25 protein-coding genes are annotated in these 24542 nt (G+C 60.2%); 11 read left to right on the plus strand and 14 right to left on the minus strand.

Features of this window, described 5'->3' with window-relative positions:
* Positions 1–45 precede the first annotated feature (45 nt).
* Positions 46–657: a c-type cytochrome gene (locus AB4N44_RS17660; RefSeq protein WP_016986443.1), complete on the minus strand. Its 612-nt coding sequence runs from the start codon at positions 655–657 to the stop codon at positions 46–48.
* A 30-nt stretch (positions 658–687) separates the two neighbouring features.
* On the minus strand, positions 688–993 hold the full coding sequence (locus AB4N44_RS17665) for a c-type cytochrome (protein ID WP_045123119.1): 306 nt from the start codon (positions 991–993) through the stop codon (positions 688–690).
* 191 nt (positions 994–1184) lie between these two features.
* Between AB4N44_RS17665 and yihA the strand changes: the two genes are divergently transcribed.
* On the plus strand, positions 1185–1826 hold the full coding sequence (gene yihA, locus AB4N44_RS17670; protein WP_007911767.1) for a ribosome biogenesis GTP-binding protein YihA/YsxC: 642 nt from the start codon (positions 1185–1187) through the stop codon (positions 1824–1826).
* A 410-nt stretch (positions 1827–2236) separates the two neighbouring features.
* On the opposite strand, the gene polA is transcribed toward yihA, so the two are convergent.
* Entirely contained in the window at positions 2237–5041 is a 2805-nt protein-coding gene (polA, locus tag AB4N44_RS17675; RefSeq protein ID WP_460108244.1) for a DNA polymerase I, read from the minus strand.
* Between the two features lie 74 nt (positions 5042–5115).
* Between polA and AB4N44_RS17680 the strand changes: the two genes are divergently transcribed.
* Positions 5116–5406, plus strand: a complete 291-nt coding sequence (locus tag AB4N44_RS17680; RefSeq protein ID WP_127925310.1) for a DUF2782 domain-containing protein — start codon at positions 5116–5118, stop codon at positions 5404–5406.
* Between the two features lie 54 nt (positions 5407–5460).
* Entirely contained in the window at positions 5461–6414 is a 954-nt protein-coding gene (locus AB4N44_RS17685) for a homoserine kinase (RefSeq protein ID WP_129387093.1), read from the plus strand.
* 91 nt (positions 6415–6505) lie between these two features.
* Here the strand turns inward: AB4N44_RS17685 and AB4N44_RS17690 are convergent, their stop codons facing one another.
* Positions 6506–7426 carry a zinc ABC transporter substrate-binding protein gene (locus AB4N44_RS17690; protein WP_127925312.1) on the minus strand — a complete coding sequence of 307 codons (921 nt, stop codon included), beginning with the start codon at positions 7424–7426 and terminating at the stop codon, positions 6506–6508.
* A gap of 66 nt (positions 7427–7492) precedes the next feature.
* Between AB4N44_RS17690 and AB4N44_RS17695 the strand changes: the two genes are divergently transcribed.
* Genes AB4N44_RS17695 through AB4N44_RS17710 form a run of 4 tightly spaced genes read left to right on the plus strand, consistent with a single transcriptional unit; the run spans position 7493 to position 10292 of the window.
* Positions 7493–7975, plus strand: coding sequence for a Fur family transcriptional regulator (locus AB4N44_RS17695; RefSeq protein ID WP_007911760.1), 483 nt, complete (start codon positions 7493–7495; stop codon positions 7973–7975).
* On the plus strand, positions 7975–8760 hold the full coding sequence (gene znuC, locus AB4N44_RS17700; protein WP_460108240.1) for a zinc ABC transporter ATP-binding protein ZnuC: 786 nt from the start codon (positions 7975–7977) through the stop codon (positions 8758–8760). The genes AB4N44_RS17695 and znuC overlap by 1 nt, the downstream gene beginning before the upstream one ends.
* Positions 8753–9541, plus strand: coding sequence for a zinc ABC transporter permease subunit ZnuB (gene znuB / locus AB4N44_RS17705; protein WP_007911758.1), 789 nt, complete (start codon positions 8753–8755; stop codon positions 9539–9541). Before znuC ends, znuB begins: the two co-directional genes overlap by 8 nt.
* 37 nt (positions 9542–9578) lie before the next feature.
* Positions 9579–10292, plus strand: coding sequence for a PA5502 family lipoprotein (locus tag AB4N44_RS17710; protein ID WP_127925314.1), 714 nt, complete (start codon positions 9579–9581; stop codon positions 10290–10292).
* Between the two features lie 122 nt (positions 10293–10414).
* On the opposite strand, the gene katE is transcribed toward AB4N44_RS17710, so the two are convergent.
* Positions 10415–12556 (minus strand): catalase HPII, encoded by a 2142-nt coding sequence (katE, locus tag AB4N44_RS17715; protein WP_460111699.1) that lies wholly within the window; start codon positions 12554–12556, stop codon positions 10415–10417.
* A gap of 260 nt (positions 12557–12816) precedes the next feature.
* On the opposite strand from katE, the gene AB4N44_RS17720 reads away from it, so the two are divergent.
* The 3 genes from AB4N44_RS17720 to AB4N44_RS17730 all read left to right on the plus strand — a co-directional run bounded on the left by AB4N44_RS17720 (position 12817) and on the right by AB4N44_RS17730 (position 15345).
* Positions 12817–13824 carry a methionine ABC transporter ATP-binding protein gene (locus tag AB4N44_RS17720; RefSeq protein WP_150649201.1) on the plus strand — a complete coding sequence of 336 codons (1008 nt, stop codon included), beginning with the start codon at positions 12817–12819 and terminating at the stop codon, positions 13822–13824.
* The gene (locus tag AB4N44_RS17725; RefSeq protein ID WP_127925316.1) at positions 13824–14498 is read left to right on the plus strand and encodes a methionine ABC transporter permease; all 675 of its coding nucleotides are present in this window, start codon (positions 13824–13826) and stop codon (positions 14496–14498) included. Before AB4N44_RS17720 ends, AB4N44_RS17725 begins: the two co-directional genes overlap by 1 nt.
* Before the next feature lie 76 nt (positions 14499–14574).
* Positions 14575–15345 carry a MetQ/NlpA family ABC transporter substrate-binding protein gene (locus tag AB4N44_RS17730; RefSeq protein WP_150776244.1) on the plus strand — a complete coding sequence of 257 codons (771 nt, stop codon included), beginning with the start codon at positions 14575–14577 and terminating at the stop codon, positions 15343–15345.
* A 322-nt stretch (positions 15346–15667) separates the two neighbouring features.
* Here the strand turns inward: AB4N44_RS17730 and AB4N44_RS17735 are convergent, their stop codons facing one another.
* Genes AB4N44_RS17735 through AB4N44_RS17755 form a run of 5 tightly spaced genes read right to left on the minus strand, consistent with a single transcriptional unit; the run spans position 15668 to position 19576 of the window.
* A complete protein-coding gene (locus AB4N44_RS17735) occupies positions 15668–16303 on the minus strand; it encodes an SCO family protein (RefSeq protein ID WP_007911741.1) in 636 nt (211 codons plus the stop codon).
* Positions 16300–17199, minus strand: a complete 900-nt coding sequence (cyoE, locus tag AB4N44_RS17740) for a heme o synthase (protein WP_160037665.1) — start codon at positions 17197–17199, stop codon at positions 16300–16302. Before cyoE ends, AB4N44_RS17735 begins: the two co-directional genes overlap by 4 nt.
* A complete protein-coding gene (locus AB4N44_RS17745) occupies positions 17187–18266 on the minus strand; it encodes a COX15/CtaA family protein (protein WP_460108235.1) in 1080 nt (359 codons plus the stop codon). The genes cyoE and AB4N44_RS17745 overlap by 13 nt, the downstream gene beginning before the upstream one ends.
* A gap of 10 nt (positions 18267–18276) precedes the next feature.
* Positions 18277–18870: a hypothetical protein gene (locus AB4N44_RS17750; protein WP_460108232.1), complete on the minus strand. Its 594-nt coding sequence runs from the start codon at positions 18868–18870 to the stop codon at positions 18277–18279.
* On the minus strand, positions 18836–19576 hold the full coding sequence (locus AB4N44_RS17755) for an SURF1 family protein (protein WP_150776522.1): 741 nt from the start codon (positions 19574–19576) through the stop codon (positions 18836–18838). Before AB4N44_RS17755 ends, AB4N44_RS17750 begins: the two co-directional genes overlap by 35 nt.
* Before the next feature lie 71 nt (positions 19577–19647).
* On the opposite strand from AB4N44_RS17755, the gene AB4N44_RS17760 reads away from it, so the two are divergent.
* A complete protein-coding gene (locus tag AB4N44_RS17760; protein ID WP_127925322.1) occupies positions 19648–19851 on the plus strand; it encodes a twin transmembrane helix small protein in 204 nt (67 codons plus the stop codon).
* A gap of 9 nt (positions 19852–19860) precedes the next feature.
* Here the strand turns inward: AB4N44_RS17760 and AB4N44_RS17765 are convergent, their stop codons facing one another.
* The 4 genes from AB4N44_RS17765 to coxB all read right to left on the minus strand — a co-directional run bounded on the left by AB4N44_RS17765 (position 19861) and on the right by coxB (position 24238).
* Complete coding sequence (locus AB4N44_RS17765) at positions 19861–20748, minus strand: cytochrome c oxidase subunit 3 (protein WP_460108228.1); 888 nt, start codon at positions 20746–20748, stop codon at positions 19861–19863.
* Between the two features lie 25 nt (positions 20749–20773).
* Complete coding sequence (locus tag AB4N44_RS17770) at positions 20774–21325, minus strand: cytochrome c oxidase assembly protein (protein WP_102902574.1); 552 nt, start codon at positions 21323–21325, stop codon at positions 20774–20776.
* A gap of 116 nt (positions 21326–21441) precedes the next feature.
* Positions 21442–23028 carry a cytochrome c oxidase subunit I gene (ctaD, locus tag AB4N44_RS17775; protein WP_095119635.1) on the minus strand — a complete coding sequence of 529 codons (1587 nt, stop codon included), beginning with the start codon at positions 23026–23028 and terminating at the stop codon, positions 21442–21444.
* Between the two features lie 82 nt (positions 23029–23110).
* Positions 23111–24238, minus strand: a complete 1128-nt coding sequence (coxB, locus tag AB4N44_RS17780; protein WP_127925324.1) for a cytochrome c oxidase subunit II — start codon at positions 24236–24238, stop codon at positions 23111–23113.
* Positions 24239–24542 lie beyond the last annotated feature (304 nt).

A 24542-nucleotide genomic window follows, 5' to 3' on the forward strand; every position in this document is an offset into this window, starting at 1 on the left:
CGTTGCAGGAGATGTCCATCGCCTGCAGCGCTCGATCCGTAGGCCTTAGTGCAGACCTTGAATGTAGCTGGAGACCGCAGCGATATCTTCGTCGCTCAGGCGTTTGGCGATGGTTTGCATGGTCATGGTGTCACCGTCGTTGTTGCGGCCGCCTTCTTCCTTGCGGAAATCAGTCAGCTGCTTGGCGATGTATTGAGCGTGTTGGCCACCCAGGTGCGGGAAGCCGGCAGCTGCGTTGCCGGCGCCGTTCGGCGAGTGGCAACCGGTGCAGGCGGGCAGGCCCTTGGCCAGGTTGCCGCCACGGAACAGCGCTTCACCGCGAGCGACGATCTTCGGATCGGCGGCGCCGACGCTGCCTTTCTGGCTGGCGAAGTAGGCGGCGATGTCGGCCAGGTCCTGATCGCTCAGGTTAGTCAGCAAGCCAGTCATTTCCAGAACGGTGCGCTTGCCCGACTTGATGTCGTGCAGTTGCTTGGTCAGGTAGCGTTCACCTTGACCGGCCAGTTTCGGAAAGTTTGGCGCCATGCTGTTCCCGTCCGGGCCATGGCAGGCTCCACATACGGCGGCTTTTGCCTGGCCTGCTGCGGCATCACCGGCAGCATGGGCGAAGCCTGAGATTCCCACGGTCAACAGCAGACTCACGATCAATTTGTTCATCAGCTAATCCAACTACGGCTAAGGGTTAAGTTATGGACCGGGCTTACTCGCGCTCATCCACAGGATGATGGCTTGGTAATCCTCGGCACTGCAGTCCATGCACAAACCACGCGGCGGCATCGCCTTGAAACCCTGGGTCACGTGTTGCACCAGCGTCCCCATACCTTTCGCCAACCTCGGCGTCCAAGCTTCCTGATCGCCTCTTTCGGGCGCCATGGGTAGTTGGCCGGAATGACAGGCACCACAAACACGGTTGTACACAGCTTCCGGATCCTGTGTAGCCTGTGCGCTGTAAAGCGGCATCAAGACTCCGGCAGCCAGCAGCCATTTCGTCATAAAACGACCTTTTCAGGGTTGAGAGCGTTCTGCGTTCTAATGCGCAATCAAGGTCTGTCGCTCTCGTGAACTTCATCCTACGCTGGGACAAAGCACACACAAAATCTGCGGCATTATATACTGGCGTCACTGAAACGGAAGCGACACCGCGTTCCGCGCCCAATCCCGGCGCCGCCCACATCGGAAATCCCATGCAACTCAAGAATCCCATCCTCGGCCTGTGCCAACAGTCCACGTTCATGCTCAGTGCCGCCAAAGTCGATCAATGCCCTGACGACGAAGGCTTCGAAGTGGCGTTCGCCGGTCGTTCCAACGCCGGCAAATCCAGCGCACTGAACACCCTGACTCACGCCAGCCTGGCGCGCACCTCGAAAACTCCGGGTCGCACACAGCTGTTGAACTTCTTCAAGCTAGACGAAGATCGCCGTCTGGTCGACCTGCCGGGCTACGGTTACGCAAAAGTACCGATCCCGCTGAAGATGCACTGGCAGCGTCACCTTGAGGCGTACCTCGGTGGCCGCGAGAGTTTGAAAGGTTTGATTCTAATGATGGACATCCGTCATCCAATGACCGACTTCGACCTGCTGATGCTCGACTGGGCCGTTGCCGCTGGCATGCCGATGCATATCCTGCTGACCAAGGCCGACAAGCTCACCTACGGCGCCGCCAAGAACACCCTGCTCAAAGTGCAGTCGGAAATTCGCAAGGGCTGGGGCGACCTCGTCACCATCCAGCTGTTCTCCGCGCCAAAACGCATGGGCCTGGAAGAGGCCTACACTGTACTGGCCGGCTGGATGGAACTCGCAGATAAAGGCGCCGAGGCGGCCGAGTAAACAGGGATTAGAAAATTTGCTGTGGTGCGCTCAGGCAAGGCGAAAGCACAGCTAAAAAGCGGAGTTTAGGGTACCTAAATGAGCATTTTTAGCTGTGCTTTCAACGCAGTCTGAGCGTGCCACAGCCAATTTTCGGGCAAAAAAAGCCCCGGATTTCATTGGGGAGGGAGAAATTCCGGGGTTTAAGTTCCGAACCGCTAGGGCGGGGTTCAGATATCTGCCAACACTTAACACAACATAGGAGCATCGAAGGGCTTCACCAGCCATTCAGTATCTCTGAGTGGTGTCCTTCCAGATTAGTTCAGATTTTTTTCAAAAAGCTTTGGAATAATCTCAAGCGCCTTTCGAAATAAGCAGATTTTCCGCGGCTGCCGCGACGTCATGTCGCGGCAAAATCGTCTTCAAATGGCTCAATGAGCCTCATCCCAATTGTTGCCCACACCCACTTCGACCAGCAGCGGCACATCCAGCTTCGCCGCTTCGCTCATGTGTACTCGAATCTCGGTACTGATCTGTTCCACCAGATCCTCACGAACTTCCAGCACCAGTTCATCGTGTACCTGCAGGATGACTTTGGCGTCCAGCCCGGACGTCGCCAGCCAGTTATCCACCGCCACCATGGCTTTCTTGATGATGTCGGCCGCCGTGCCCTGCATCGGCGCGTTGATCGCCGTGCGCTCGGCGGCGGCGCGTTCCTGCGGCTTGTTCGAGTTGATCTCCGGCAAGTACAGACGGCGACCGAAGAAGGTCTCGACATAACCTTGATCCGCTGCCTGCGCGCGGGTGCGATCCATGTATTCGCGAACGCCTGGATAACGGGCGAAGTAGGTGTCGATGTAAGCCTTGGCGGTCTTGGTGTCGACGCCAATGTCCTTGCCGAGCTTCTGCGCACCCATGCCGTAGATCAGGCCAAAGTTGATCGCCTTGGCGCCACGGCGCTGGTCGGAAGTCACTTCGTTGAGCTCGACCTTGAACACTTCGGCAGCAGTCGCGGTGTGCACGTCGAGATTGTTGCGGAAGGCGTTCATCAGGCCTTCGTCCTTGGACAGATGCGCCATGATTCGCAGCTCGATCTGCGAATAGTCCGCCGCCAGCAGTTTGTAGCCTTTCGGCGCGACGAACGCCTGACGAATGCGTCGACCTTCAGCCGTGCGCACCGGAATGTTCTGCAGGTTCGGATCGCTGGAGGACAAACGCCCGGTCGACGCCACAGCCTGATGATACGAGGTGTGGATACGCCCGGTGCGCGGATTGATCTGCTCCGGCAAGCGATCGGTGTAGGTGCTTTTCAGCTTGCTCATCGAACGGTGCTCCATCAGCACCTTCGGCAAACGGTGATCGTCTTCGGCGAGTTTCGCCAACACTTCTTCAGCAGTGGACGGCTGGCCCTTGGCGGTTTTCTTCAGCACCGGCAGACCGAGTTTCTCGTAGAGAATCACGCCCAATTGCTTCGGCGAGCCAAGGTTGAATTCTTCCCCGGCGATTTCGAACGCTTCGCGCTCCAGCGCAACCATTTTGTTGCCCAGCTCGATGCTCTGGATGCCGAGCAGCTCTGCGTCGACGAACGCGCCTTGGCGTTCGATGCGGGCGAGGACGGGCACCAGCGGAATCTCGATATCGGTCAGCACGCTGGCCAGGCTCGGGATGGCGCTGAGTTTTTCGAACAAGGTCTGGTGCAGACGCAGGGTGATGTCGGCGTCCTCGGCGGCGTACGGCCCGGCCTGTTCCAGCGCGATCTGGTCGAAGGTCAGCTGCTTGGCGCCTTTGCCGGCGATGTCCTGGAAGCTCACGGTGGTGTGATCCAGATACTTCTGCGCGAGGCTGTCCATGTCGTGGCGGGTGGCGGTGGAGTTGAGCACGTAGGACTCAAGCATCGTGTCGAAGGCGATGCCGCGCACGTTGATGCCTTGGCTCTGATCGCCGCCGATGGCGCAGTTGGCCAAAATGTTCATGTCGAACTTGGCGTGCTGGCCGACCTTGAGCTTGCTCGGGTCTTCCAGAATCGGCTTGAGTGCGCGCAGCACGGTGTCGCGATCCAGCTGCTCCGGCACGCCGATGTAGGAGTGGGTCAGCGGAATGTACGCGGCTTCGTTGGCCTGCACGGCGAACGACAGACCGACCAGTTGCGCCTGCTGCGCGTCGATGCCGGTGGTTTCGGTGTCGAAGGCGAACAGCTTGGCGTTGTTCAACTTTTCCAGCCAGACATCAAAACGCGCTTGATCGAGGATCGTCTCGTACGCGGCTTCGGTCGGAGCAGCGGGAGTTTCGATATCTGGCGCGCTGAACAGATCGCCAGCCGGCGCAGGCTCGCTCGCCGCGCTCAGTTCCAGACGTTTGGCATCGCGATCCAGATCGTTGATCCAGCTTTTGAATTCGAGCAGCGAGTACAGCTCGTAGAGCTTGGCCGGGTCTTCCGCGCCCATCTGCAGATCGTCGAGTTCGACGTCCAGCGGCACGTCGACCTTGATGGTCGCCAGTTGATAGGAGAGGAACGCCATCTCCTTGTGCTCTTCGAGCTTGGCCGGCAGGGTTTTCGCGCCGCGAATCGGCAGGGTCGGGACGATGTCGAGATTCGCGTACAGCTCGGTAAGGCCGCCATTGACGCCGACCAACAGGCCGGACGCAGTCTTCGGGCCGATGCCCGGAACGCCGGGAATGTTGTCGGACGAATCGCCCATCAGCGCCAGATAATCGATGATCTGCTCCGGTGCGACGCCGAATTTCTCCTTCACGCCTTCCACGTCCATCGAACTACCGGACATAGTGTTGACCAAGGTAATGTGGCCATCGACCAGTTGCGCCATGTCCTTGTCGCCGGTGGAGATCACCACCGGGCGATCCGCCGCGGCGCTGCTGCGGGCGAGGGTGCCGATCACGTCGTCGGCCTCGACGCCTTCCACGCACAGCAGCGGGAAACCAAGAGCGATCACGCTCTGGTGCAGCGGCTCGATCTGCACGCGCATGTCGTCGGGCATGCTTGGGCGGTTGGCTTTGTATTCGGCGTACATTTCATCGCGAAATGTCCCGCCCTTGGCGTCGAACACCACGGCGAACGGGCTGTCCGGGTACTGCTTGCGCAGACTCTTGAGCATGTTCAGCACGCCCTTGACCGCACCGGTCGGCAGGCCTTTGGAGGTGGTCAGTGGTGGCAGTGCGTGAAAGGCGCGGTACAGGTAAGACGAACCGTCCACCAGGACGAGGGGGGCTTGGCTCATGAGCAGGATCAACCTTTTCGGCGGGTCCGGCGCTAGAATAGCGGGACCGTTGACGACAAAGGGACAAGGTTATCATGCGTACGTTAAATCGCTTGCTGCTGGTCGGTCTGATTGCTGTCTCACCGTTGGCCGCGATGGCGGCGGATGATGCGCCGTCAGGGGATCCTGAAGTCACCATTCGCACGGAAGGCGACAAGACGATTCAGGAGTACCGTCAAAACGGGTTCCTGTACGCGATCAAAGTCACGCCAAAGGGCGCGCCGCCTTACTTTCTGGTGCGTGCAGACGGGACGGATGCAAACTTCATCCGCTCGGATCAGCCGGATATGCTGATTCCGTCGTGGAAGATTTTCGAATGGAAGTAGATTTTTAATTCACCCGGCGCCGCCATTGGCGGCGCCCGTACTGGCAGTTAAAACATGTCTGTGTTCACTCCCCTGGCTCGGCCCGAGCTGGAAACCTTTCTCGCCCCTTACGGGCTTGGCCGTCTGCTTGATTTCCAGGGGATCGCCGCCGGCAGCGAAAACACCAACTTCTTTATCAGCCTGGAGCAGGGCGAGTTCGTTCTGACCCTGGTCGAGCGTGGCCCGGTGCAGGAGATGCCGTTCTTCATCGACCTGCTCGATGTGCTCCACGAAGCCGACTTGCCGGTGCCGTATGCACTGCGCACCACTGACGGTGTGGCGCTGCGTGAGCTGAAGGGCAAACCGGCACTGCTGCAACCGCGCCTCTCTGGCAAGCACATCAAAGTTGCCAATGCCCAGCATTGCGCGCAGGTCGGCGAGTTGCAGGCGCACCTGCACCTGGCGACCCAGGGCGAGCGCATGATCAAGCGCAAGACCGATCGCGGCCTGGACTGGATGCTGGAAGAGGGCACGGAGTTTCTTTCGCACCTGAGCGATGAGCCGCGTGCGCTGCTGCAAAAGGCGTTGGACGAGATCACCGAGCGCAAAGAGAAGATCCTCGCGCTGCCCCGGGCGAACATCCACGCCGACCTGTTTCGCGATAACGCGATGTTCGAAGGCACGCACCTGACCGGGCTGATCGACTTCTACAACGCCTGCTCGGGGCCGATGCTCTATGACGTGGCGATTGCCTTGAATGACTGGTGCTCGGACGAGGACGGTTTGATTGATGGCCCGCGTGCTCGCGCATTCCTTGGCGCTTATGCGGCGCTGCGCCCGTTTACGGCGGCGGAAGCTGAGTTGTGGCCGACCATGCTGCGTGTGGCCTGTGTGCGATTCTGGCTGTCGCGGTTGATCGCGGCGGAGCAGTTCGCCGGGCAGGACGTGTTGATTCACGATCCGCGGGAGTTTGAGCAGCGCTTGGCGCAGCGGCAGCAGGTCAGTACACCGTTGCCTTTCGCCCTTTAAAAGCTTCGCGAGCAGGCTCGCTCCCACAGGATTTCGGTGATCCTGTGGGAGCGAGCCTGCTCGCGAATGGGGGCAACACCGATGCCGGGGGTTACAGAGATTCCAGGCACCCGGCCAAATCGTTACCCAGCTTCTCCAATACCTGCTCATAGCCCTGAGCCGTCGCCGGGGTGTACCCGCCCAACGCATCCAGTTCAGCCAGTTTCACCGGCAAACCCGCCACCAGGGTTTCGGCCAGACGCGGACGCAATGGCGGCTCACTGAACACACAAGTCTTGCCCACTTCCTGCAATCGCTTGCGCATCGCCGCAACATGCTGCGCACCGGGCTGCACTTCGGCGGCCACGCTGAACACACCGGCATGCTTCAGGCCATAAGCCTCTTCAAAGTAATCAAACGCTTCGTGGAAAACGAAGTAGGGCTTGCCTTCAACACTGGCCAGACGCTTCTTCAAACGCTGATCCAGTGCGTCCAGACGTTCGTCAAACGCCTTGGCGTTCTTCTGATAGCGCTCGGCATTAGCCGGATCTGCGGTGCTCAAGTCAGCGGCCATCTTGTCGGCAATCACCCGCGCATTCACCGGCGATAGCCACAAATGCGCATCCAGCGTGCCCGGACGATGATCGTGATCATGCTCGTCGGCGTCTTCGGCGTGGGAATGGCTGTCCTCAGCAAAACGCCGCAATTTCATCCCCGGCAAATCCTGCACCGCGACGCTCGGCAGCGTCCGACCATTCAGCACGCGTGGCAGAAAGCCTTCCATGTCCGGGCCGATCCAGTACAGCAGATCGACCGACTGCACCTTCCGTACGTCGGATGGGCGCAACGCGTAATTGTGCGGCGAGGCACCCGGCGGCAGCAGCACTTCGGGAATCGCCACGCCGTCCTGCACCGCCGCTGCAATCAGCTGCAACGGTTTGATGCTGGTGAGGACTTTGACCTCGGCCTGAGCCGAACCGATCAGCAGAAAACTGGCGACAAAAGCCACAAAAACAGAAAAAAGTCGGGACACGATGACCACTCAAGGAGACGAGAACGGGTAACATAATAACGTCTCTATCAAAACTCGTCGCCGCCCATGCCTATTACACCGATTGCCAGCCGTCCCCACGACCACTCTCATTGCGTGCACAGCGCTTTGTCCGAGGCCGATACCTTGTGCGCCCAGAAAGGCTTGCGCCTGACCGCGTTGCGCCGCCGGGTGCTGGAATTGGTATGGCAAAGCCACAAACCGTTGGGCGCCTACGACATTCTTGCCGTGCTGAGCGAGCAGGACGGTCGCCGCGCTGCGCCGCCAACCGTGTACCGCGCGCTGGATTTCCTTCTCGAAAACGGCTTGGTGCACCGCATCTCTTCGCTGAACGCCTTCGTCGGCTGCGTCCATCCGGAGCACGCGCATCAGGGCCAGTTCCTGATCTGCCGCGATTGCCACGCTGCCATCGAGCTTGAGCAAAAAGTGATCAGCGACGCGATCATCAACAGCGCCAAAGACGTCGGTTTCATCGTCGAAGCGCAGACCGTCGAAGTCGTCGGCCTGTGCTCCGGTTGCCAGGGGGCTTGATGAGCAACGCGCTGATCCGTCTGGAGCAGGTCGCCGTCACATTTGCCGGGCAGGCTGTGCTGGACAATATCGAGCTGAGCGTCGAACCGGGGCAGATCGTCACCCTGATCGGCCCCAATGGCGCCGGCAAGACCACGCTGGTGCGCGCCGTGCTGGGCCTGTTGAAACCGGACAGCGGCAGCGTCTGGCGCAAACCGAAACTGCGCGTCGGTTACATGCCGCAAAAACTCCACGTCGATCCGACTCTTCCGCTGTCGGTGCTGCGTTTTCTGCGGCTGGTGCCGGGCGTTGATCGTCCGCGTGCGCTGGCCGCGCTGAAAGAGGTCGGCGCTGAACACGTTATCGACAGCCCTGTGCAAAGCGTTTCCGGCGGTGAAATGCAGCGTGTGCTGCTGGCGCGGGCACTGCTGCGCGAACCGGAATTGCTGGTGCTCGACGAGCCGGTGCAAGGCGTCGACGTCGCCGGGCAGGCCGAGCTGTACAGCCTGATCACCCGTCTACGCGACCGCCATAGTTGCGGCGTGTTGATGGTGTCCCACGATTTGCATCTGGTGATGAGCACCACCGACCAAGTGGTCTGCCTCAACCGTCACGTCTGCTGCTCCGGGCATCCCGAGCAGGTCAGCGGCGATCCGGCGTTTGTCGAGCTGTTCGGCAAGAACGCGCAGAGCCTGGCGGTCTATCACCACCATCACGACCACGCCCACGACCTGCACGGTTCGGTGGTCAAAGGGCCGGTTATTGGCCAACCTCACGTTCACGGAGACAACTGCAAGCATGGCTGATTTTCTGTTGTATGCCCTGCTTGCAGGTCTGGCGTTGGCGATCGTTGCAGGTCCGTTGGGTTCGTTCGTGGTCTGGCGGCGCATGGCCTATTTCGGCGATACCTTGTCCCACGCCGCATTGCTCGGCGTGGCGCTGGGCTTTTTGCTGGATGTCAGCCCGACCGTTGCAGTCACCGTAGGCTGCTTGCTGCTGGCGGTGCTTTTGGTGACCTTGCAACAGCGCCAACCGCTGGCGTCTGACACGCTGTTGGGAATTCTCGCACCGAGCACGCTCTCTCTCGGCCTGGTGGTACTAAGCTTCATGCATGAAGTGCGGATCGACCTGATGGCCTATCTGTTCGGCGACCTGCTGGCGATCAGCCCGACCGATCTGGCGTGGATCCTCGGCGGCAGCGCGGCGGTGCTGGTGTTGCTGGTGACGCTTTGGCGGCCATTGCTGGCGATTACCGTGCACGAAGAGCTGGCCAAGGTCGAAGGCCTGCCGGTCGCAGGTCTGCGCATGGCGCTGATGTTGTTGATTGCGGTAGTCATCGCGGTGGCGATGAAAATCGTCGGTGTGTTGCTGATTACCTCGCTGTTGATCATCCCGGCGGCTGCGGCACAGCGTCACGCCCGCTCGCCGGAGCAGATGGCCCTGGGCGCGAGCCTGCTGGGCATGCTCGCCGTGTGTGGCGGGCTGGCGCTGTCGTGGTTCAAGGACACCCCGGCGGGGCCGTCAATCGTTGTGACGGCGGCCGCACTGTTTCTGTTGAGTTTTGTTCTGCCCCGTCGTGGGGTGTAGACTTGGCCGCTTTTTGCGCAAATAGAGAGTCGCAGGAATGAAGCCGTTCGCCTCCCGTTATCTGCTCCTTGTCGCATTTTCAGTGCTACTGGGCGCCTGCCAAAGCACGCCGCCGGTGGCCGAAGTCCCCGATGCGCGGGCTACGGCCATCGCACAGCTGGAGCAAAGCCTGGCCAGCAGCGAACTGGCCACTGCCGAAGACCAATTGGCGGCTTTGCAGAAAGACACCCCCAACGATCAATCCCTTGAGCAATACCAGCGGCAATTGGCCGAGGCGTATCTGCGTCGCAGCCAGATCGTGCTGCAGAAGGGTGATGTGAATGCCGCCGCCACAGCGCTGAGCCGTGCTCGCGCGTTGATGCCGAAAGCGCCGGCGCTGACCGGTGGCGTGAATGGCGCCATCACCGAAGCGCGCAAGGCTGAGCTGGAAAAAGCTGAAGCGGCGCTGTTGGCAGCCGAAGCCAAGCCGAAAGCCAAGGTGATCGATCCGACTGCCGAGAGCACCACGGTGGCGCTGAATATCACCGATAGCCGCAAACTTCGCCGGCAACTGGATGCGATCGCCGCTGATGTGGTGAATTACGAGTGTGGGGTGACCATTCAGGCACCACGCACCAATGACTATCCTTGGTTGGCGACGTTGCTGACCAAGCGGGTCAAGAAATTGAATCCGGATTTTGATCTGAAGATTGTGAAGCAGACCGTGCGCACCGTGCCTGCGCAGATGGTTCTCAGTCCGCGTAAACCTTAAAAAGCTTCGCGAGCAGGCTCGCTCCCACAGGGATCTCCAGTGAACACAAAATTCGTGTTTATAGGAGAACCCTTGTGGGAGCGAGCCTGCTCGCGAAAGCGTCCTTTCAGCCAACGAAGATTTTAAGCTGGAATGGCCTTCGCCTTAGGCTCACGATCCCAAACCCGATGCTGCCCGATCGCAGCAAAGAATGGCTTCGTCAGCGCGCCAACATCCTTGCCTTGTAACAACCCGGCATCCGCTTCCAGTTTCAGCAGATCCTGCAATTGCTTGGCATCGCCGTGCAACGCAATCGCCTTCAAATGCTTGTACGCCTCCAGCAGGTAATGCAACGCCACGCCGTCGCCGCTCAGCGCCTTCACCGACGCCGCGCCACCCGGCACGAACACCGCGTCAAAAATCACCGACGGCATGCCTTCCATCGAAGCATCCACTGGCAACATTTTGCCGTCTGCGGTCTTCACCGGCGCTGAAGTCGGGCCGAGCAACTTGGCATGCGCACCCTCAGCGGCCAATGCCTTCTTCATTGCATCAATCGCCGCACCATCGACGCCGTTGGCAGCAAGAATCGCCACTTTTCGGGTTTTGATGTTTTCTGGCAGCAAATTGGCCTGACTCAATGACGGCGAGTGATCGAAAGACACCTTGCGCGCATCCACCGTGCCTTTGCTTGGTGCCGGCAGACCCAGATTAGCCGCCACCCGCTTGGCCAGTTCGAGGTCGATGTTGGCCAGAATCTCGTTCACTTCCCGCGCACGGATGAACTCGCGCTCAACCTTGCCCAGCTCGAAGCTGTAAGCGGCAATGATGTGCTCCTTCTCGTGATCGCTCATGCTGTTGAAGAACAACGTCGCCTGAGAGAAGTGGTCGCTGAACGACTCGCTGCGCTGGCGGATCTTGTTGGCATCGATGCGCTCTGGATAACTTTCGAAACCACCGTCCTGCGCGGCCGGCGGCGTTTCTTTCGGCCAGCCGCCATCAATCGAGTTCGGCTCGTAAGACGCGCGGCCCTTGTCGATCACCGTGCGGTGTTGCGCATCACGCTGACCATTGTGGAACGGCGCCACCGGGCGGTTGATTGGCAGCTCATGAAAGTTCGGCCCACCGAGTCGGCTGATTTGCGTATCGGTGTAGGAAAACAGTCGGCCCTGCAGCAGCGGGTCATTGGAGAAGTCGATGCCCGGCACGATGTGGCCAGGGCAGAACGCGACTTGCTCGGTCTCGGCGAAGAAGTTGTCCGGGTTGCGGTTCAGCGTCATCTTGCCCAGCGGCGTGATCGGCACGATCTCTTCGGGGATCAGCTTGGTCGGGTCGAGGATGTCGAAATCGAAGTCGTGCTCGTTTTCCTCCTCGATGATCTGCACGCCGAGTTCCCATTCCGGGTAATCGCCCATCTCGATCGCTTCCCAGAGGTCGCGACGGTGGTAGTCGGTGTCTTTACCGGCGAGCTTCTGCGCCTCGTCCCAGACCAGCGAGCACGTGCCGGCGGTAGGGCGCCAGTGGAATTTGACGAAGCGCGATTTGCCTTCGGCGTTGATCAGCCGGAAGGTGTGCACACCGAAGCCCTGCATGCTGCGCAGGCTTTTCGGAATCGCCCGGTCAGACATCGCCCAGATGACCATGTGCGCCGATTCCGGCACCAGCGAGACGAAATCCCAGAAGGTATCGTGGGCTGAGCCACCGGTGGGGATTTCATTGTGCGGCTCGGGCTTCACCGCGTGGACGAAGTCGGGAAACTTGATCGCGTCCTGAATGAAAAACACCGGCATGTTGTTGCCGACCAGGTCGAAGTTGCCTTCATCAGTGAAGAACTTCACCGCGAAACCGCGCACGTCACGCACGGTGTCGCCAGAGCCACGCGGGCCCTGCACGGTGGAAAAGCGCACGAATACCGGGGTCTTTTTCCCCGGATCCTGTAGGAAACCGGCCTTGGTCAGCGTCGAATGGTTCTCGTACGCCTGAAAGAAGCCATGCGCGCCAGTGCCGCGCGCGTGAACGATGCGTTCCGGGATCCGCTCATGGTCAAAATGCGTGATTTTTTCCCGCATGATGAAGTCTTCAAGCAGCGACGGCCCGCGCGGGCCGGCCTTGAGCGTGTTTTGGTTGTCGGCGATCTTCACGCCCTGGTTGGTGCGCAGGGCCTGGCCGGTGGCGTCGGAGCGAAACTTTTCCAGGCTGTCGAGTTTGGCGTTGGTGTTGGCGCGATCCGGGGTATCGGTTCCGGCCATCTGGCTTTTATCGGTCGTAGGCTTCTTGCTCATCAGTCGTAAACTCCTCGGTTGACCCCGATGCTGGCCGGGGACTCTTGAGTGGTTCCCGGGCACGGCACCCAGGGTTTTCAAGTCGCTTACTTAGTGACTGATGAGGCGTTGGGGGCGTTCCTTTTTTATGACCTTTGATCTTGTTATTGCCAAATCGAAGGTTAATTGCGAAATAAATGCTAAGAACCTCTATACGGACAGGCTAAAATGCGCGCCCGGCTAACCGCTGATCCTTTTCTAACGCGCCCCACAAGGTTCGCTACGTGATCGAGTTTCAAAACGTCCACAAGACTTACCGCGTCGCCGGTAAGGACATTCCCGCGCTGCACCCGACCAGTCTCGCCATCGAGAACGGGCAGGTGTTCGGCCTCATTGGCCATTCCGGCGCGGGCAAAAGTACCCTGCTGCGGCTGATCAATCGCCTGGAGAACTCCAGCGGCGGCAAGATCATCGTCGACGGCGAAGAAGTCACCGCGCTGGACGCCAACGGCCTGCGCCGTTTCCGTCAGCAAGTCGGGATGATCTTCCAGCACTTCAACCTGCTCGCCTCCAAGACCGTGGCCGACAACGTTGCGTTGCCGCTGACCCTGGCCGGCGAACTGTCGGGCAGCGAGATCGACAAGCGTGTCGCCGAGTTGCTGGCGCGGGTCGGTCTGTCCGACCACGCCAAGAAGTACCCGGCGCAATTGTCCGGCGGCCAGAAGCAGCGCGTCGGCATCGCCCGCGCCCTGGCGACCAAGCCGAAGATTCTGCTGTGCGACGAGGCCACCAGTGCCCTCGACCCGCAGACCACCGCGTCGGTCCTGCAACTGCTGGCCGAGATCAACCGCGAGCTGAAACTGACCATCGTCCTGATCACCCACGAGATGGATGTCATCCGTCGCGTCTGCGATCAAGTGGCGGTGATGGATGCCGGCGTAATCGTCGAGCAAGGTTCGGTGGCCGATGTGTTCCTGCATCCAAAGCACCCGACTACCAAGCGTTTTGTTCAGGAAAGCGAGCAGATCGACGAAAGCGAGCAGCGTGATGACTTCGCGCACGTGCCGGGGCGCATCGTGCGTCTGACCTTCCAGGGCGAAGCGACCTACGCGCCGCTGCTCGGTACCGTCGCCCGGGAAACCGGCGTCGACTACAGCATCCTCGCCGGTCGTATCGACCGCATCAAAGACATTCCGTACGGGCAATTGACCCTCGCCGTCACCGGTGGCGACATGGAAGCGGCCTTCGCCCGCTTCACCGCCGCTGACGTTCACATGGAGGTATTGCGCTAATGGAAGACCTGATCAGTTTCTTCACCAACATCGATTGGTACGAAATCTGGCTGGCCACCGGCGACACCATGCTGATGCTTGGCGGTTCGCTGCTGTTCACCGTGTTGCTCGGCCTGCCGCTGGGCGTGTTGCTGTTCCTCTGCAGCCCGCGTCAGTTGCTGGAAAACCGTGGTCTGTACGCGGTCCTTTCGCTGGCGGTGAACATCCTGCGTTCGCTGCCGTTCATTATTCTGTTGATCGTGATGATCCCGTTCACCGTGCTGATCACCGGCACGTCGCTGGGCGTGGCCGGTGCGATTCCGCCGTTGGTAGTCGGTGCCACACCGTTCTTCGCGCGTCTGGTGGAAACTGCGCTGCGTGAGGTTGATCGCGGCATTATCGAAGCGACCCAGTCGATGGGCGCGACCACGCGGCAGATCATCATGAACGCCTTGCTGCCGGAAGCACGTCCGGGCATCTTCGCGGCGATTACGGTGACGGCGATTACACTGGTGTCCTACACGGCGATGGCCGGTGTGGTCGGTGCCGGTGGACTGGGTGACCTGGCGATCCGTTTCGGTTACCAGCGTTTCCAGACAGACGTGATGATCGTCACCGTGGTGTTGCTGCTGATTCTGGTGCAAGTGCTGCAGATGGTCGGTGATCGACTGGTCGTGCATTTCTCGCGCAAATAAGCAGTTTTGTATTGAACAGATGAGCCGGCCATTCGCTGGCAGGCGCCAGACGGGCGCCTCATAAGGAGTTAGCTGAATGAAAAAACTGATCGCTGCTTTTGCTGCCGTTGCAGCATTCTCGGCCCACGCCGAAACCCTGACCGTTGCCGCCACCCCGGTGCCGCACGCGGAAATCCTCGAGTTCGTGAAGCCGGCGCTGGCCAAAGAAGGCGTGGAGCTGAAGGTCAAGGTCTTCACCGACTACATTCAGCCGAACGTACAGGTCGCGGAAAAGCGTCTGGACGCCAACTTCTTCCAGCACCAGCCGTACCTCGATGAGTTCAACAAGGCCAAGGGCACCAGTCTGGTTGCCGTGACCGGTGTGCACCTGGAGCCATTGGGCGCCTACTCGAGCAAGCTCAAGGATCTGAAGGATCTGCCAAGCGGTGCCAACGTGGTGATCCCGAACGACGCTACCAACGGTGGCCGTGCGTTGTTGCTGCTGGCCAAGGCTGGCGTGATCACGCTGAAGGATCCGACCAACATCCTGTCGACCGTCAAAGACATCGCGCAGAACCCGAAAGACCTGAAAATCCGTGAACTGGAAGCCGCGACCATCCCGCGCGTGCTGACCCAGGTCGATCTGGCGCTGATCAACACCAACTACGCGCTGGAAGCCAAGCTCGATCCGTCCAAGGATGCGCTGGTGATTGAAGGCAATGATTCGCCGTACGTGAACATCCTCGTGTCCCGCGCGGACAACAAGGACAGCGACGCGATGAAGAAACTCGCTGCTGCGCTGCACAGCCCGGAAGTGAAGAAATTCATTACCGAGAAGTACAAAGGCGCGGTATTGCCGGCGTTCTGATTTAGATTGCTGCAACGAAAAGGGGACGCCATGAGCGTCCCCTTTTTTGTGTCTGGTGTTCGGCTTGCGACCTGCTGTGAAGCTTCCCCTCACCCCAGCCCTCTCCCGAGGGAGAGGGGGCCGACCGAGGTGTCTTGCGTTCTACATCGACCTGAAAGATCCAGTCGATTATGGATTCGGCACAGCACATCGACCTATACGATCTTGACGATTATGGATTCAGCACAGCGATTACAGGTCGGCGTATTTCGTCAGCATCCCCCGATCAGTCCCCTCTCCCTCTGGGAGAGGGCTAGGGTGAGGGGCTTTTGCCTTTAGGCGATTACTTGCGGTTAAGCATCACCGGCAACTGCGCGACCAGTTTGGCGTTGTTCAGCGGCGCCCGAATAAACCCACGCTGCGTACCATCCGGCCCGATCACCGCGAGATTGCCGCTATGGTCGACGGTGTAATTCGGCTTGCTGGTGTCCGCCGGAATAAACGGAATACTCACCGCATTCGCCACCTTCTGCAGTTCTTCAATCGAAGTCGGTGTCAGGCCAACAAACTGCGGATCAAAGTAACCCAGATACTGCTTCAACTGCTTGGGGTTATCGCGGTTCGGGTCAACGCTGACCAGCACGATCTGCAACTTGTCCACAGCGTCCTTGGGCAGTTCGCTTTTGATCTGGCGCAGCTGTGCGAGGGTGGTCGGGCAGATGTCCGGGCAGAAGGTGTAGCCGAAGAACAACAGACTCCACTTACCTTTGAGCTCATTGATCGCCACCGGTTTGCCGTCCTGATCAGTCATCGTCACGTCCGGCAGATTGCGGCTCTGCGGCAGCAGAATAATGCCGGCGTCGATCAGCGCAGTCGGGTCGCCCTGGCCCTTGCCGCTCAGCACTTTGTTGACGGTCAGGCCGAGGATCAGCGCGATCACGGCGACGAGGATGAAGACGGTTTTCTGGGTTCGAGTCATAGGTTCAACAGTAAGTAGTGGTCTACGAGCAGGGCGATGAACAGCAGAAACAAGTACCAAATAGAGTACTTGAAGGTGTTGATCGCCGCGTGCGGCCGAGTGCCACGGTACAGCACCACGGCCCATTGCAGAAACCTTGCGCCGAGCGCGAGCGCGCAAATCAGGTAGAGCGCGCCGCTCATGTGGATCACGTACGGCAGCAGGCTCACCGCCAGCAGCGCGAAGGTGTACAGCAGAATATGCACTTTGGTGTAGTGCTCGCCGTGGGTGACCGGCAGCATCGGGATGTCAGCCTTGGCGTATTCCTCTTTGCGATGGATCGCCAGCGCCCAGAAGTGCGGCGGCGTCCAGGCGAAGATGATCAGCACCAGTAACAACGGTTCGGCGCTGACGTGGCCGGTGGCGGCGGTCCAGCCAAGCAGCGGTGGCGCGGCGCCGGCGAGGCCACCGATGACAATGTTCTGCGGCGTCGCCCGTTTAAGGAAACCGGTGTAGATCACCGCATAACCGAGCAGCGAAGCCAGGGTCAGCCACGCCGTCAGCGGATTGGTGAACGTCAGCAACAAGGCCTGACCGAGCAGCGCCAGCACCAGAGCAAAGGTCAGCGCTGCCGCCGGTGAAACCCGGCCTTCTGCTAACGGCCGTTTATGCGTGCGCGCCATCACCGCATCGATGCGCCGATCGACCACATGATTGACCGCCGCCGCGCCACCAGCACACAGGGCAATCCCCAGATTGCCGAACACCAGCACCGTCCACGGCACCCCGGCGCGAGTCGCGAGGAACATGCCGACCAGCGAGGTGATCAGCATCAGCACCACGACTTTCGGTTTGGTCAGTTCCAGATAATCACGCCAGATCGCCTGATGCGGGCGTTCGCCAATCAGAATCGCCACGGTGTTTCTCCTTTTATGGTGATGGGCGCGGCCGCGTGTTTATGCGGGCTCAGACGCCAGCGTGCGAGCACCGGTTGTTTGACCCGAACCAGACTGGTGCGCGCGTGGTAATTGACCAGCACCATGGTCAGCAACAGCGCCGCACCGCCGGCGTTATGCGCGACCGCCACCGGCAGCGGCAGATGGAACAACACGTTGCTGATACCGAGGGTGATTTGCGCGGCGAGGGCAATCAGCACCAGGCCGGCCAGCCGCGTCATACCGACCACTTTCAATTGCCAGGCCAGACCGAGCAAAACCAATGTCACCAGCAGCGCACCAATGCGATGAGTCAGGTGAATCGCCGTGCGCGCATCGCTGTCGAGTTGCCCGCCGAGATAATTCGGGCCGATGTGTTGAGTCAGATGAAAACCGTTGGCGAAATCCGCTGGCGGTAGCCATTGCCCGTGGCAGGTCGGGAAGTCGATACAGGCCACCGCCGCGTAGTTGGAACTGACCCAGCCGCCCAGCGCGATCTGGCCAATCACCAGTAACAATCCTGCCGTCGCCCAATACTGCAAACGCTTGGGTACGGTCAGCGCCGGCAGCACGCCGGACAATCGCAACGTCAGCAAAAACAACAGGCTCAGGGTCGCAAAGCCGCCGAGCAAATGCCCGGTGACCACCTGCGGCCAGAGCTTGAGCGTCACCGTCCACATGCCGAACGCGGCTTGCGCAAACACCACCGCCAGCAGAAACAGCGGTAGCTTCAACGGCTGTCCCGGATGACGTCGATTGACCCACGCCCGCCCGGCGAGAATCGAAATGAGCAGGCCAAGGGTGCCAGCGAAATAGCGGTGAATCATCTCGTTCCAGCCCTTGTGCGCCTCCACCGGCGAGTCGGGGTAATGCAGTTCGGCATGGGCCAGTTGCGCTTCGCTTTTCGGCACGCTGATAAAGCCGTAGCAGCCCGGCCAGTCCGGACAGCCGAGGCCGGCGTGGGTCAGGCGCGTGTAAGCGCCGAGCAGCACCACAATCAGTGCCAGCAGGGTGGCAAACAGCGCGAGGCGAAATCCAGGTTTGGCCATGACGATGCCCTTATCCGATGTTCGACAGTTTCAGCAGGTGCCGCAGGTCGTTGAGCAGATCCTTGCCTTTCACATTCGGCTCGTAACGCAGCACGAGGTTGCCGTGCGGGTCGATGATCCACAGTTGTGGCGTGGCTTTGTCGCCAGTGGTTTTGCTGAACACACCAGCGTCCAGCGGATAGCGTTGCAGTTGTGGATATTCACGGGTCAGCTTGGCCTCGTAATCGGCGCTCACTGGTTGCGCGACGGCGAGGGCATGACTGGCGCGGCCGGCCTCGCGACCGAGGCCGATCTGGATCTGCCGCGCCAGATACACCAGTTGCTGGCAGTCCACCGCGCAATCCTTCGGCGCGGTGACCAGGATCTGCCAGCGCTCCTCGTCGGCCTGCACGCCGAGGTCGGCGCGGGTCTGGCCGTTGCCGATCAGCTCACCGTGATAGCTGCGACCTTCCGGCACCCAGAACTGCAATTTGTACATGCCGGTGGCGAGCAGCATCGGGCCGACCACGCCGAGCACAATCAGCAATAACTGAATGCGCCCGCGACGGCGGCTGGCGGCAGGTTTCGCCTCAGACATGCTGGGTGGATTCATGGCCGTTCCCATGGTGTTTCTCCTTTGCGTTGTGCAAGCCCAAATAGACGTAGAGGCCGAGCAGGGCGGTGGCCATGGCGAACCACTGCACGGCGTAACCGAGGTGTTTTTCCGGGCCCATGGCGACCACCGGCCAATCGGCCTCGTAGCTGGCCGGGCCGGGTTCGACGCGTAATTCGTAGGCGAAGCCGTCGCGCTCGAGGGTTTGCCACAGCTTGGTGGGCTCGACGGCAGTGATGGTTTGCGGCCAGGTGTTGCTGACCGGATCGGCGTGCAACTGGAAAGTAGCGCCGGGGGCGACGTAGACCCAGGCGTCGATATTCAGCGCATCGGCAGGTGTGGAAAATTGTGGCGGCACGCGGCGATCCGGCCACGGCAACCAGCCGCGATTGACCAGCAGCCACAAACCGCTGCGTTGATCCTGAAACGGTTGCAGTAACTCGACGCCGACCTTGCCGTCGCGCTGGCGGTTGTCGAGCAACAGACTGTGCGCGGCATCGAACTGGCCGTGCAGATGCACACGGCGATAGGCCGGATCGGCGCTGCTCAGTAACTCGCTGCTGGCCATCGGTTCGGCGGCGCGGCGTTCGGCGTAACTGGCGAGCAGGGCGGTTTTCTCGGCGCCACGGCTCAATTGCCAGAAACCCAACGACACCAGCAGCGGCAGCAAAAGCGCCACCACCACGGTCGGTATCACGCCCGGGCGAAAACGCTTCATGGCTGCGCCACAAAGTCAGTCGTTGCGATCGCTATACTCAACTGCATCGCCTGTCCCCCGGAGTTCTTCCCATGCTCAAAACAGCGATCGTCCTGATGCTGATTGCCACGGTGATCAGCCTGTTCAGCGGCCTGTTTTTCCTGGTCAAGGACGACAGCAGCTCGAATCGCCTGGTCATCGCCTTGAGTGTTCGGGTGGCATTGGCCGCAGTCACCGTCGGCTTGATCGCCTGGGGCTTTTACAGCGGCCAACTGGTGTCGCATGCGCCTTGGTAACTCTGGTCCTCAGAGCACGTAAACGAAGATAAAAAGGCCGATCCACACCACGTCGACGAAGTGCCAATACCAGCTCGCCGCTTCGAAACCGAACTGATGTTCGTTGTCGAAATGGCCCTTCATGACCCGCATCAGCATCACAAACAGAATGATCGTGCCGATGGTCACGTGGGCGCCGTGGAATCCGGTGAGCATGAAGAACGTCGCGCCATAAATGCCCGAACCGAGGGTCAGGCCCAGCTCGTGATAGGCGTGAATGTATTCCTCAGCCTGGAAACCGAGAAACGCGCAACCCAGCAGCACGGTGATCGCCAGCCAGATTTTCAGCGCGCCGCGATGGCCCTTCTTCAAGGCGTGGTGGGCGATGGTGATGGTCACACTGGAGCTGACCAGCAGGATCGTGTTGATCAGCGGCAGGCCCCACGGGCTGATGATGTCCTTGGGCGGCGGGAACAGTTTCGGGTCTGGCGTGTGCAGCAGCGGCCAGGTGAACTGGAAGTTCGGCCAGAGCATGTGCGCGATGCCTTTCGGGCCTTCGCCGCCAAGCGCCGGGCCGGAAATGTGTCGTACGTAAAACAGCGCGCCGAAGAAGGCGATGAAGAACATCACCTCGGAGAAGATGAACCAACTCATGCCCCAGCGGAACGAGCGATCCAGCTGCGCGCTGTAGAGTCCTGCGCGGCTTTCCTTGATCACCGTGCCGAACCAGCCGAACAGCATGTACGCCACCAGCAGGCCGCCGATGAAAAAGATCAGCGGGCCGTGGGATTCCGGGCGCGCGGCCTTCAGATCGTTGAACCAGGTGGCCAGGCCGTACACGGTGACGAGCATCCCGACCGTGGCAATGATCGGCCATTTGCTCTGGGCCGGAACGAAATAATGCTCATGAGTTGCCATTTATTGTTCTCCTTATCGGGCACGCTCAACCGCCAGTGTTTGCAGCCACCGGCGGATGTCGGGCGGTGATATCGAACAGCGTGTAGGACAGCGTCAGGTGCTTCACATCCTTGGGCATGTCGCGGTCAACAATGAAGCGCACCGGCATCTCGATCTGCTGACCGGGCTGCAGCACCTGCTGGGTAAAACAAAAGCATTCGGTCTTGTGGAAATACGCCGCCGCGTTGCTCGGCGCGATACTCGGCACGGCTTGCGCACTCATCGGCTTGTCGGTGGGGTTGCGCGCGATGAAAATCATCTCGTTGACCGCGCCGGGGTTGGCGGTGAGTTCGTCGTGCTTGGGATAGAAATCCCATGGCATATCGGCGGTGTTGGTCGACAGAAACTGCACGCGCACCTGGCGCGAAGTGTCGACCACCTGTTCACCCTCGTACTGTCCGGCAGTCTTGCCGTTGATGCCGAAGGCCTTGCACATCACGTCGTAGATCGGCACCAGGGCAAAGCCGAAGACAAACATCGCCACCACCACCCCGAGCAGGCGAGTGACGAGTTTTTTCATCGAGATCGAGTCAGCCATGATTCATGCCTCCCCACTAAACCCTGTAGGAGTGAGCCTGCTCGCGATGGGTCCACCGCGGTGTGCCTGACACACCGCCATCGCGAGCAGGCTCGCTCCCACAGGGAGATCTGTGTTCATTTCACTTCCGGCGGTGTGGTGAAGGTGTGATACGGCGCCGGTGACGGCACGCTCCACTCCAGGCCTTCCGCGCCATCCCAAGGCTTGGCCGGTGCAGGCTCGCCACCCCGAATGGTCTTGATCACGATGAACAGGAAGAAGATCTGCGTGGCACCGAACATGAACGCGCCAATCGACGAAACCATGTTGAAGTCGGCGAACTGCAGGTTGTAGTCCGGGATCCGTCGCGGCATCCCCGCCAGTCCCACGAAGTGCATCGGGAAAAAGGTCAGGTTCATGCCGACGAACGACAGCCAGAAATGCAGCTTGCCGAGGGTTTCGTCGTACATGTGCCCGGTCCATTTCGGCAACCAGTAATAGGCCGAGGCGAAGATCCCGAAGATCGCCCCCGGCACCAGCACATAGTGGAAGTGCGCGACCACAAAGTAGGTGTCCTGATACTGGAAGTCCGCCGGGGCGATGGCCAGCATCAGCCCGGAGAAACCGCCGATGGAAAACAGGATCACGAACGCCACGGCAAACAGCATCGGTGTCTCGAAGGTCATCGAGCCTTGCCACATGGTGCTGGCCCAGTTGAACACCTTGACCCCGGTCGGCACCGCGATGAGCATGGTCGCGTACATGAAGAACAGCTCGCCCACCAACGGAATGCCGACCACAAACATGTGGTGCGCCCAGACGATGAACGACAGGAACGCGATGCTCGCCGTGGCGTAGACCATCGAGGTGTAGCCGAACAGCGGTTTGCGCGCGAAGGTCGGGATGATCTGGCTGACCGCGCCGAACGCCGGCAGGATCATGATGTACACCTCCGGGTGGCCGAAGAACCAGAACACATGCTGGAACAGCACCGGGTCACCGCCACCGGCAGCACTGAAGAAACTGGTGCCGAAGTGGATGTCCATCAGCATCATCGTCACGCACCCGGCCAGCACCGGCATCACCGCGATCAGCAGGAACGCGGTGATCAGCCAGGTCCAGACGAACAGCGGCATTTTCATCAGGGTCATGCCGGGGGCGCGCAGGTTGAGAATGGTGGCGATCACGTTGATCGCGCCCATGATCGAACTGATCCCCATCAGGTGGATGGCGAAGATGAAGAAGGTCACGCTTTCCGGCGCGTAAGTCGTCGACAGCGGTGCGTAAAAGGTCCAGCCGAAGTTCGGCCCGCCACCGGGGCTGAACAGGGTCGAGACCAACAGCAGAAACGCCGCCGGCAACAACCAGAAGCTGAAGTTGTTCATCCGTGGCAGGGCCATGTCCGGCGCGCCGACCATCAGTGGGATCATCCAGTTGGCGAGGCCGACGAACGCCGGCATCACTGCGCCGAAGACCATCACCAGTCCATGCATGGTGGTCATCTGGTTGAAAAACGCCGGTTCGACGATCTGCAAACCGGGCTGGAACAGCTCGGCGCGGATCACCATGGCGAACGAGCCGCCAAGCAGGAACATCAGGAACGCAAACCACAGGTACAGCGTGCCGATGTCCTTGTGGTTGGTGGTCAGTACCCAGCGCATCAGGCCTTTGGCGGGGCCGTGGGCGTGGTCGGCATGACCGTGGTCATCGATGACAGCGCTCATGGCCGGTCTCCTTTACGTGAGTGGGCGGGGCGGGCCGGGGCGTGATGCCCCGGCCGGTTCACGAGGTACGCGATAGACCGGCTCATTTGCTTTCCGCCTGTTTCAGCTCCAGCACTTCTTTTGGCGTGACCATGTCGCCCTTGTTGTTGCCCCAGGCGTTACGTTCGTAGGTCACGACCGCTGCGATATCGACTTCCGACAGCTGTTTGCCGAACGCCGCCATGGCGGTGCCGGGTTTGCCGTGGAAGACAATGCTCAAGTGATCCTTGATCGGGCCGGTGGCAATTTTCGAGCCCTTGAGCGCCGGGAACATCGGCGGCAGGCCTTGGCCTTCGGCCTGGTGACAGGCAACGCAGGTGGTGTGATACACCTTGTCGCCGCGCTCCTTGAGTTCGTCGAGGGTCCAATCCTTGCTGGTCAGCTCTTTAAGCTGCGCGGCCTCGGCCTTGCGCTCGGCCAGCCACTTGTCGTAGTCGGCCTTGTCCTTGACCTCGACCACGATCGGCATGAAGCCGTGATCCTTGCCGCACAGCTCGGCGCACTGGCCACGGTAAAGTCCGGGCTTGTCGACACGCGTCCAGGCCTCATTGACGAACCCGGGGATCGCATCGCGCTTGACCGCAAACGCCGGCACCCACCAGGAGTGGATAACGTCGGCGGAGGTCACGAGGAAGCGCACCTTGGCCCCGGTCGGCAGTACGAGCGGCTTGTCGACCTCAAGCAAGTAGTGCTCGCCCTTGGCTTCCTTGTTGTGGATCTGCTCGGCGGGGGTGGCCAGGTTGCTGAAGAACTCGACGTCCTGGCCCAGGTATTTGTAGTGCCACTTCCACTGGTAGCCGGTGACCTGGATATCAATATCCGGCTCACTGGCGTCGTACATCTTGATCAGGGTGGCGGTCGCGGGTACGGCCATGGCCACCAGAATCAGCAGCGGCACGACGGTCCACATGATTTCGACGCCGGTGCTTTCGTGGAATTTTGCGGCGACCTGCCCGGTAGAACGGCGGTGCACCATCATCGACCAGAACATGGCGCCGAAGACGATGATCCCGATCACCACACAGATCCAGAAAATGGTCATGTGCAGGTCGAATACTGCGTGACTGATTTCAGTCGCTCCAGGCGCCATATTCACAGTCCAGGCGGCGTTGGCCTGGCTGAAAATCGACCACAACAGGAGGCCCATCCAGACGTGTGGATGTCGCATCATTGCGGGTTCCCCTTATCGTTCTTGTTATCCCGCCGGCTTTCGCCTGCGGCAAGGGAGCGGCTGCATCAGACTACGAACTTGAATCGCCGGGCCTTGCTGCGGGTGCAGTCGGGCGTCATCAGCTAACTCCATTCACTGGCGAGTATAGACAGCGACGGGAAATTGCAATGTGCGCACGTAAATCAACTGAAACAGCCGGGACTTGCGTTCAAGGGCACGAATGGAGAAGGATGCAGACGAGTGGTGGCAAACCGATATAACGCAGGTGCATCAAGGATGAAATAATTATGACAAATGCGTCTTA

Source organism: Pseudomonas sp. S3_C06, assembly GCF_054667675.1.

Coding starts and splice junctions, on each gene's coding strand:
- AB4N44_RS17660 (WP_016986443.1), bottom strand. CDS start 657: ATGAACAAATTGATCGTGAGTCTGCTGTTGACCGTGGGAATCTCAGGC.
- AB4N44_RS17665 (WP_045123119.1), bottom strand. CDS start 993: ATGACGAAATGGCTGCTGGCTGCCGGAGTCTTGATGCCGCTTTACAGC.
- yihA (WP_007911767.1), top strand. CDS start 1,185: ATGCAACTCAAGAATCCCATCCTCGGCCTGTGCCAACAGTCCACGTTC.
- polA (WP_460108244.1), bottom strand. CDS start 5,041: ATGAGCCAAGCCCCCCTCGTCCTGGTGGACGGTTCGTCTTACCTGTAC.
- AB4N44_RS17680 (WP_127925310.1), top strand. CDS start 5,116: ATGCGTACGTTAAATCGCTTGCTGCTGGTCGGTCTGATTGCTGTCTCA.
- AB4N44_RS17685 (WP_129387093.1), top strand. CDS start 5,461: ATGTCTGTGTTCACTCCCCTGGCTCGGCCCGAGCTGGAAACCTTTCTC.
- AB4N44_RS17695 (WP_007911760.1), top strand. CDS start 7,493: ATGCCTATTACACCGATTGCCAGCCGTCCCCACGACCACTCTCATTGC.
- znuC (WP_460108240.1), top strand. CDS start 7,975: ATGAGCAACGCGCTGATCCGTCTGGAGCAGGTCGCCGTCACATTTGCC.
- znuB (WP_007911758.1), top strand. CDS start 8,753: ATGGCTGATTTTCTGTTGTATGCCCTGCTTGCAGGTCTGGCGTTGGCG.
- AB4N44_RS17710 (WP_127925314.1), top strand. CDS start 9,579: ATGAAGCCGTTCGCCTCCCGTTATCTGCTCCTTGTCGCATTTTCAGTG.
- AB4N44_RS17725 (WP_127925316.1), top strand. CDS start 13,824: ATGGAAGACCTGATCAGTTTCTTCACCAACATCGATTGGTACGAAATC.
- AB4N44_RS17730 (WP_150776244.1), top strand. CDS start 14,575: ATGAAAAAACTGATCGCTGCTTTTGCTGCCGTTGCAGCATTCTCGGCC.
- AB4N44_RS17735 (WP_007911741.1), bottom strand. CDS start 16,303: ATGACTCGAACCCAGAAAACCGTCTTCATCCTCGTCGCCGTGATCGCG.
- AB4N44_RS17745 (WP_460108235.1), bottom strand. CDS start 18,266: ATGGCCAAACCTGGATTTCGCCTCGCGCTGTTTGCCACCCTGCTGGCA.
- AB4N44_RS17750 (WP_460108232.1), bottom strand. CDS start 18,870: ATGGGAACGGCCATGAATCCACCCAGCATGTCTGAGGCGAAACCTGCC.
- AB4N44_RS17755 (WP_150776522.1), bottom strand. CDS start 19,576: ATGAAGCGTTTTCGCCCGGGCGTGATACCGACCGTGGTGGTGGCGCTT.
- AB4N44_RS17760 (WP_127925322.1), top strand. CDS start 19,648: ATGCTCAAAACAGCGATCGTCCTGATGCTGATTGCCACGGTGATCAGC.
- AB4N44_RS17765 (WP_460108228.1), bottom strand. CDS start 20,748: ATGGCAACTCATGAGCATTATTTCGTTCCGGCCCAGAGCAAATGGCCG.
- AB4N44_RS17770 (WP_102902574.1), bottom strand. CDS start 21,325: ATGGCTGACTCGATCTCGATGAAAAAACTCGTCACTCGCCTGCTCGGG.
- ctaD (WP_095119635.1), bottom strand. CDS start 23,028: ATGAGCGCTGTCATCGATGACCACGGTCATGCCGACCACGCCCACGGC.
- coxB (WP_127925324.1), bottom strand. CDS start 24,238: ATGATGCGACATCCACACGTCTGGATGGGCCTCCTGTTGTGGTCGATT.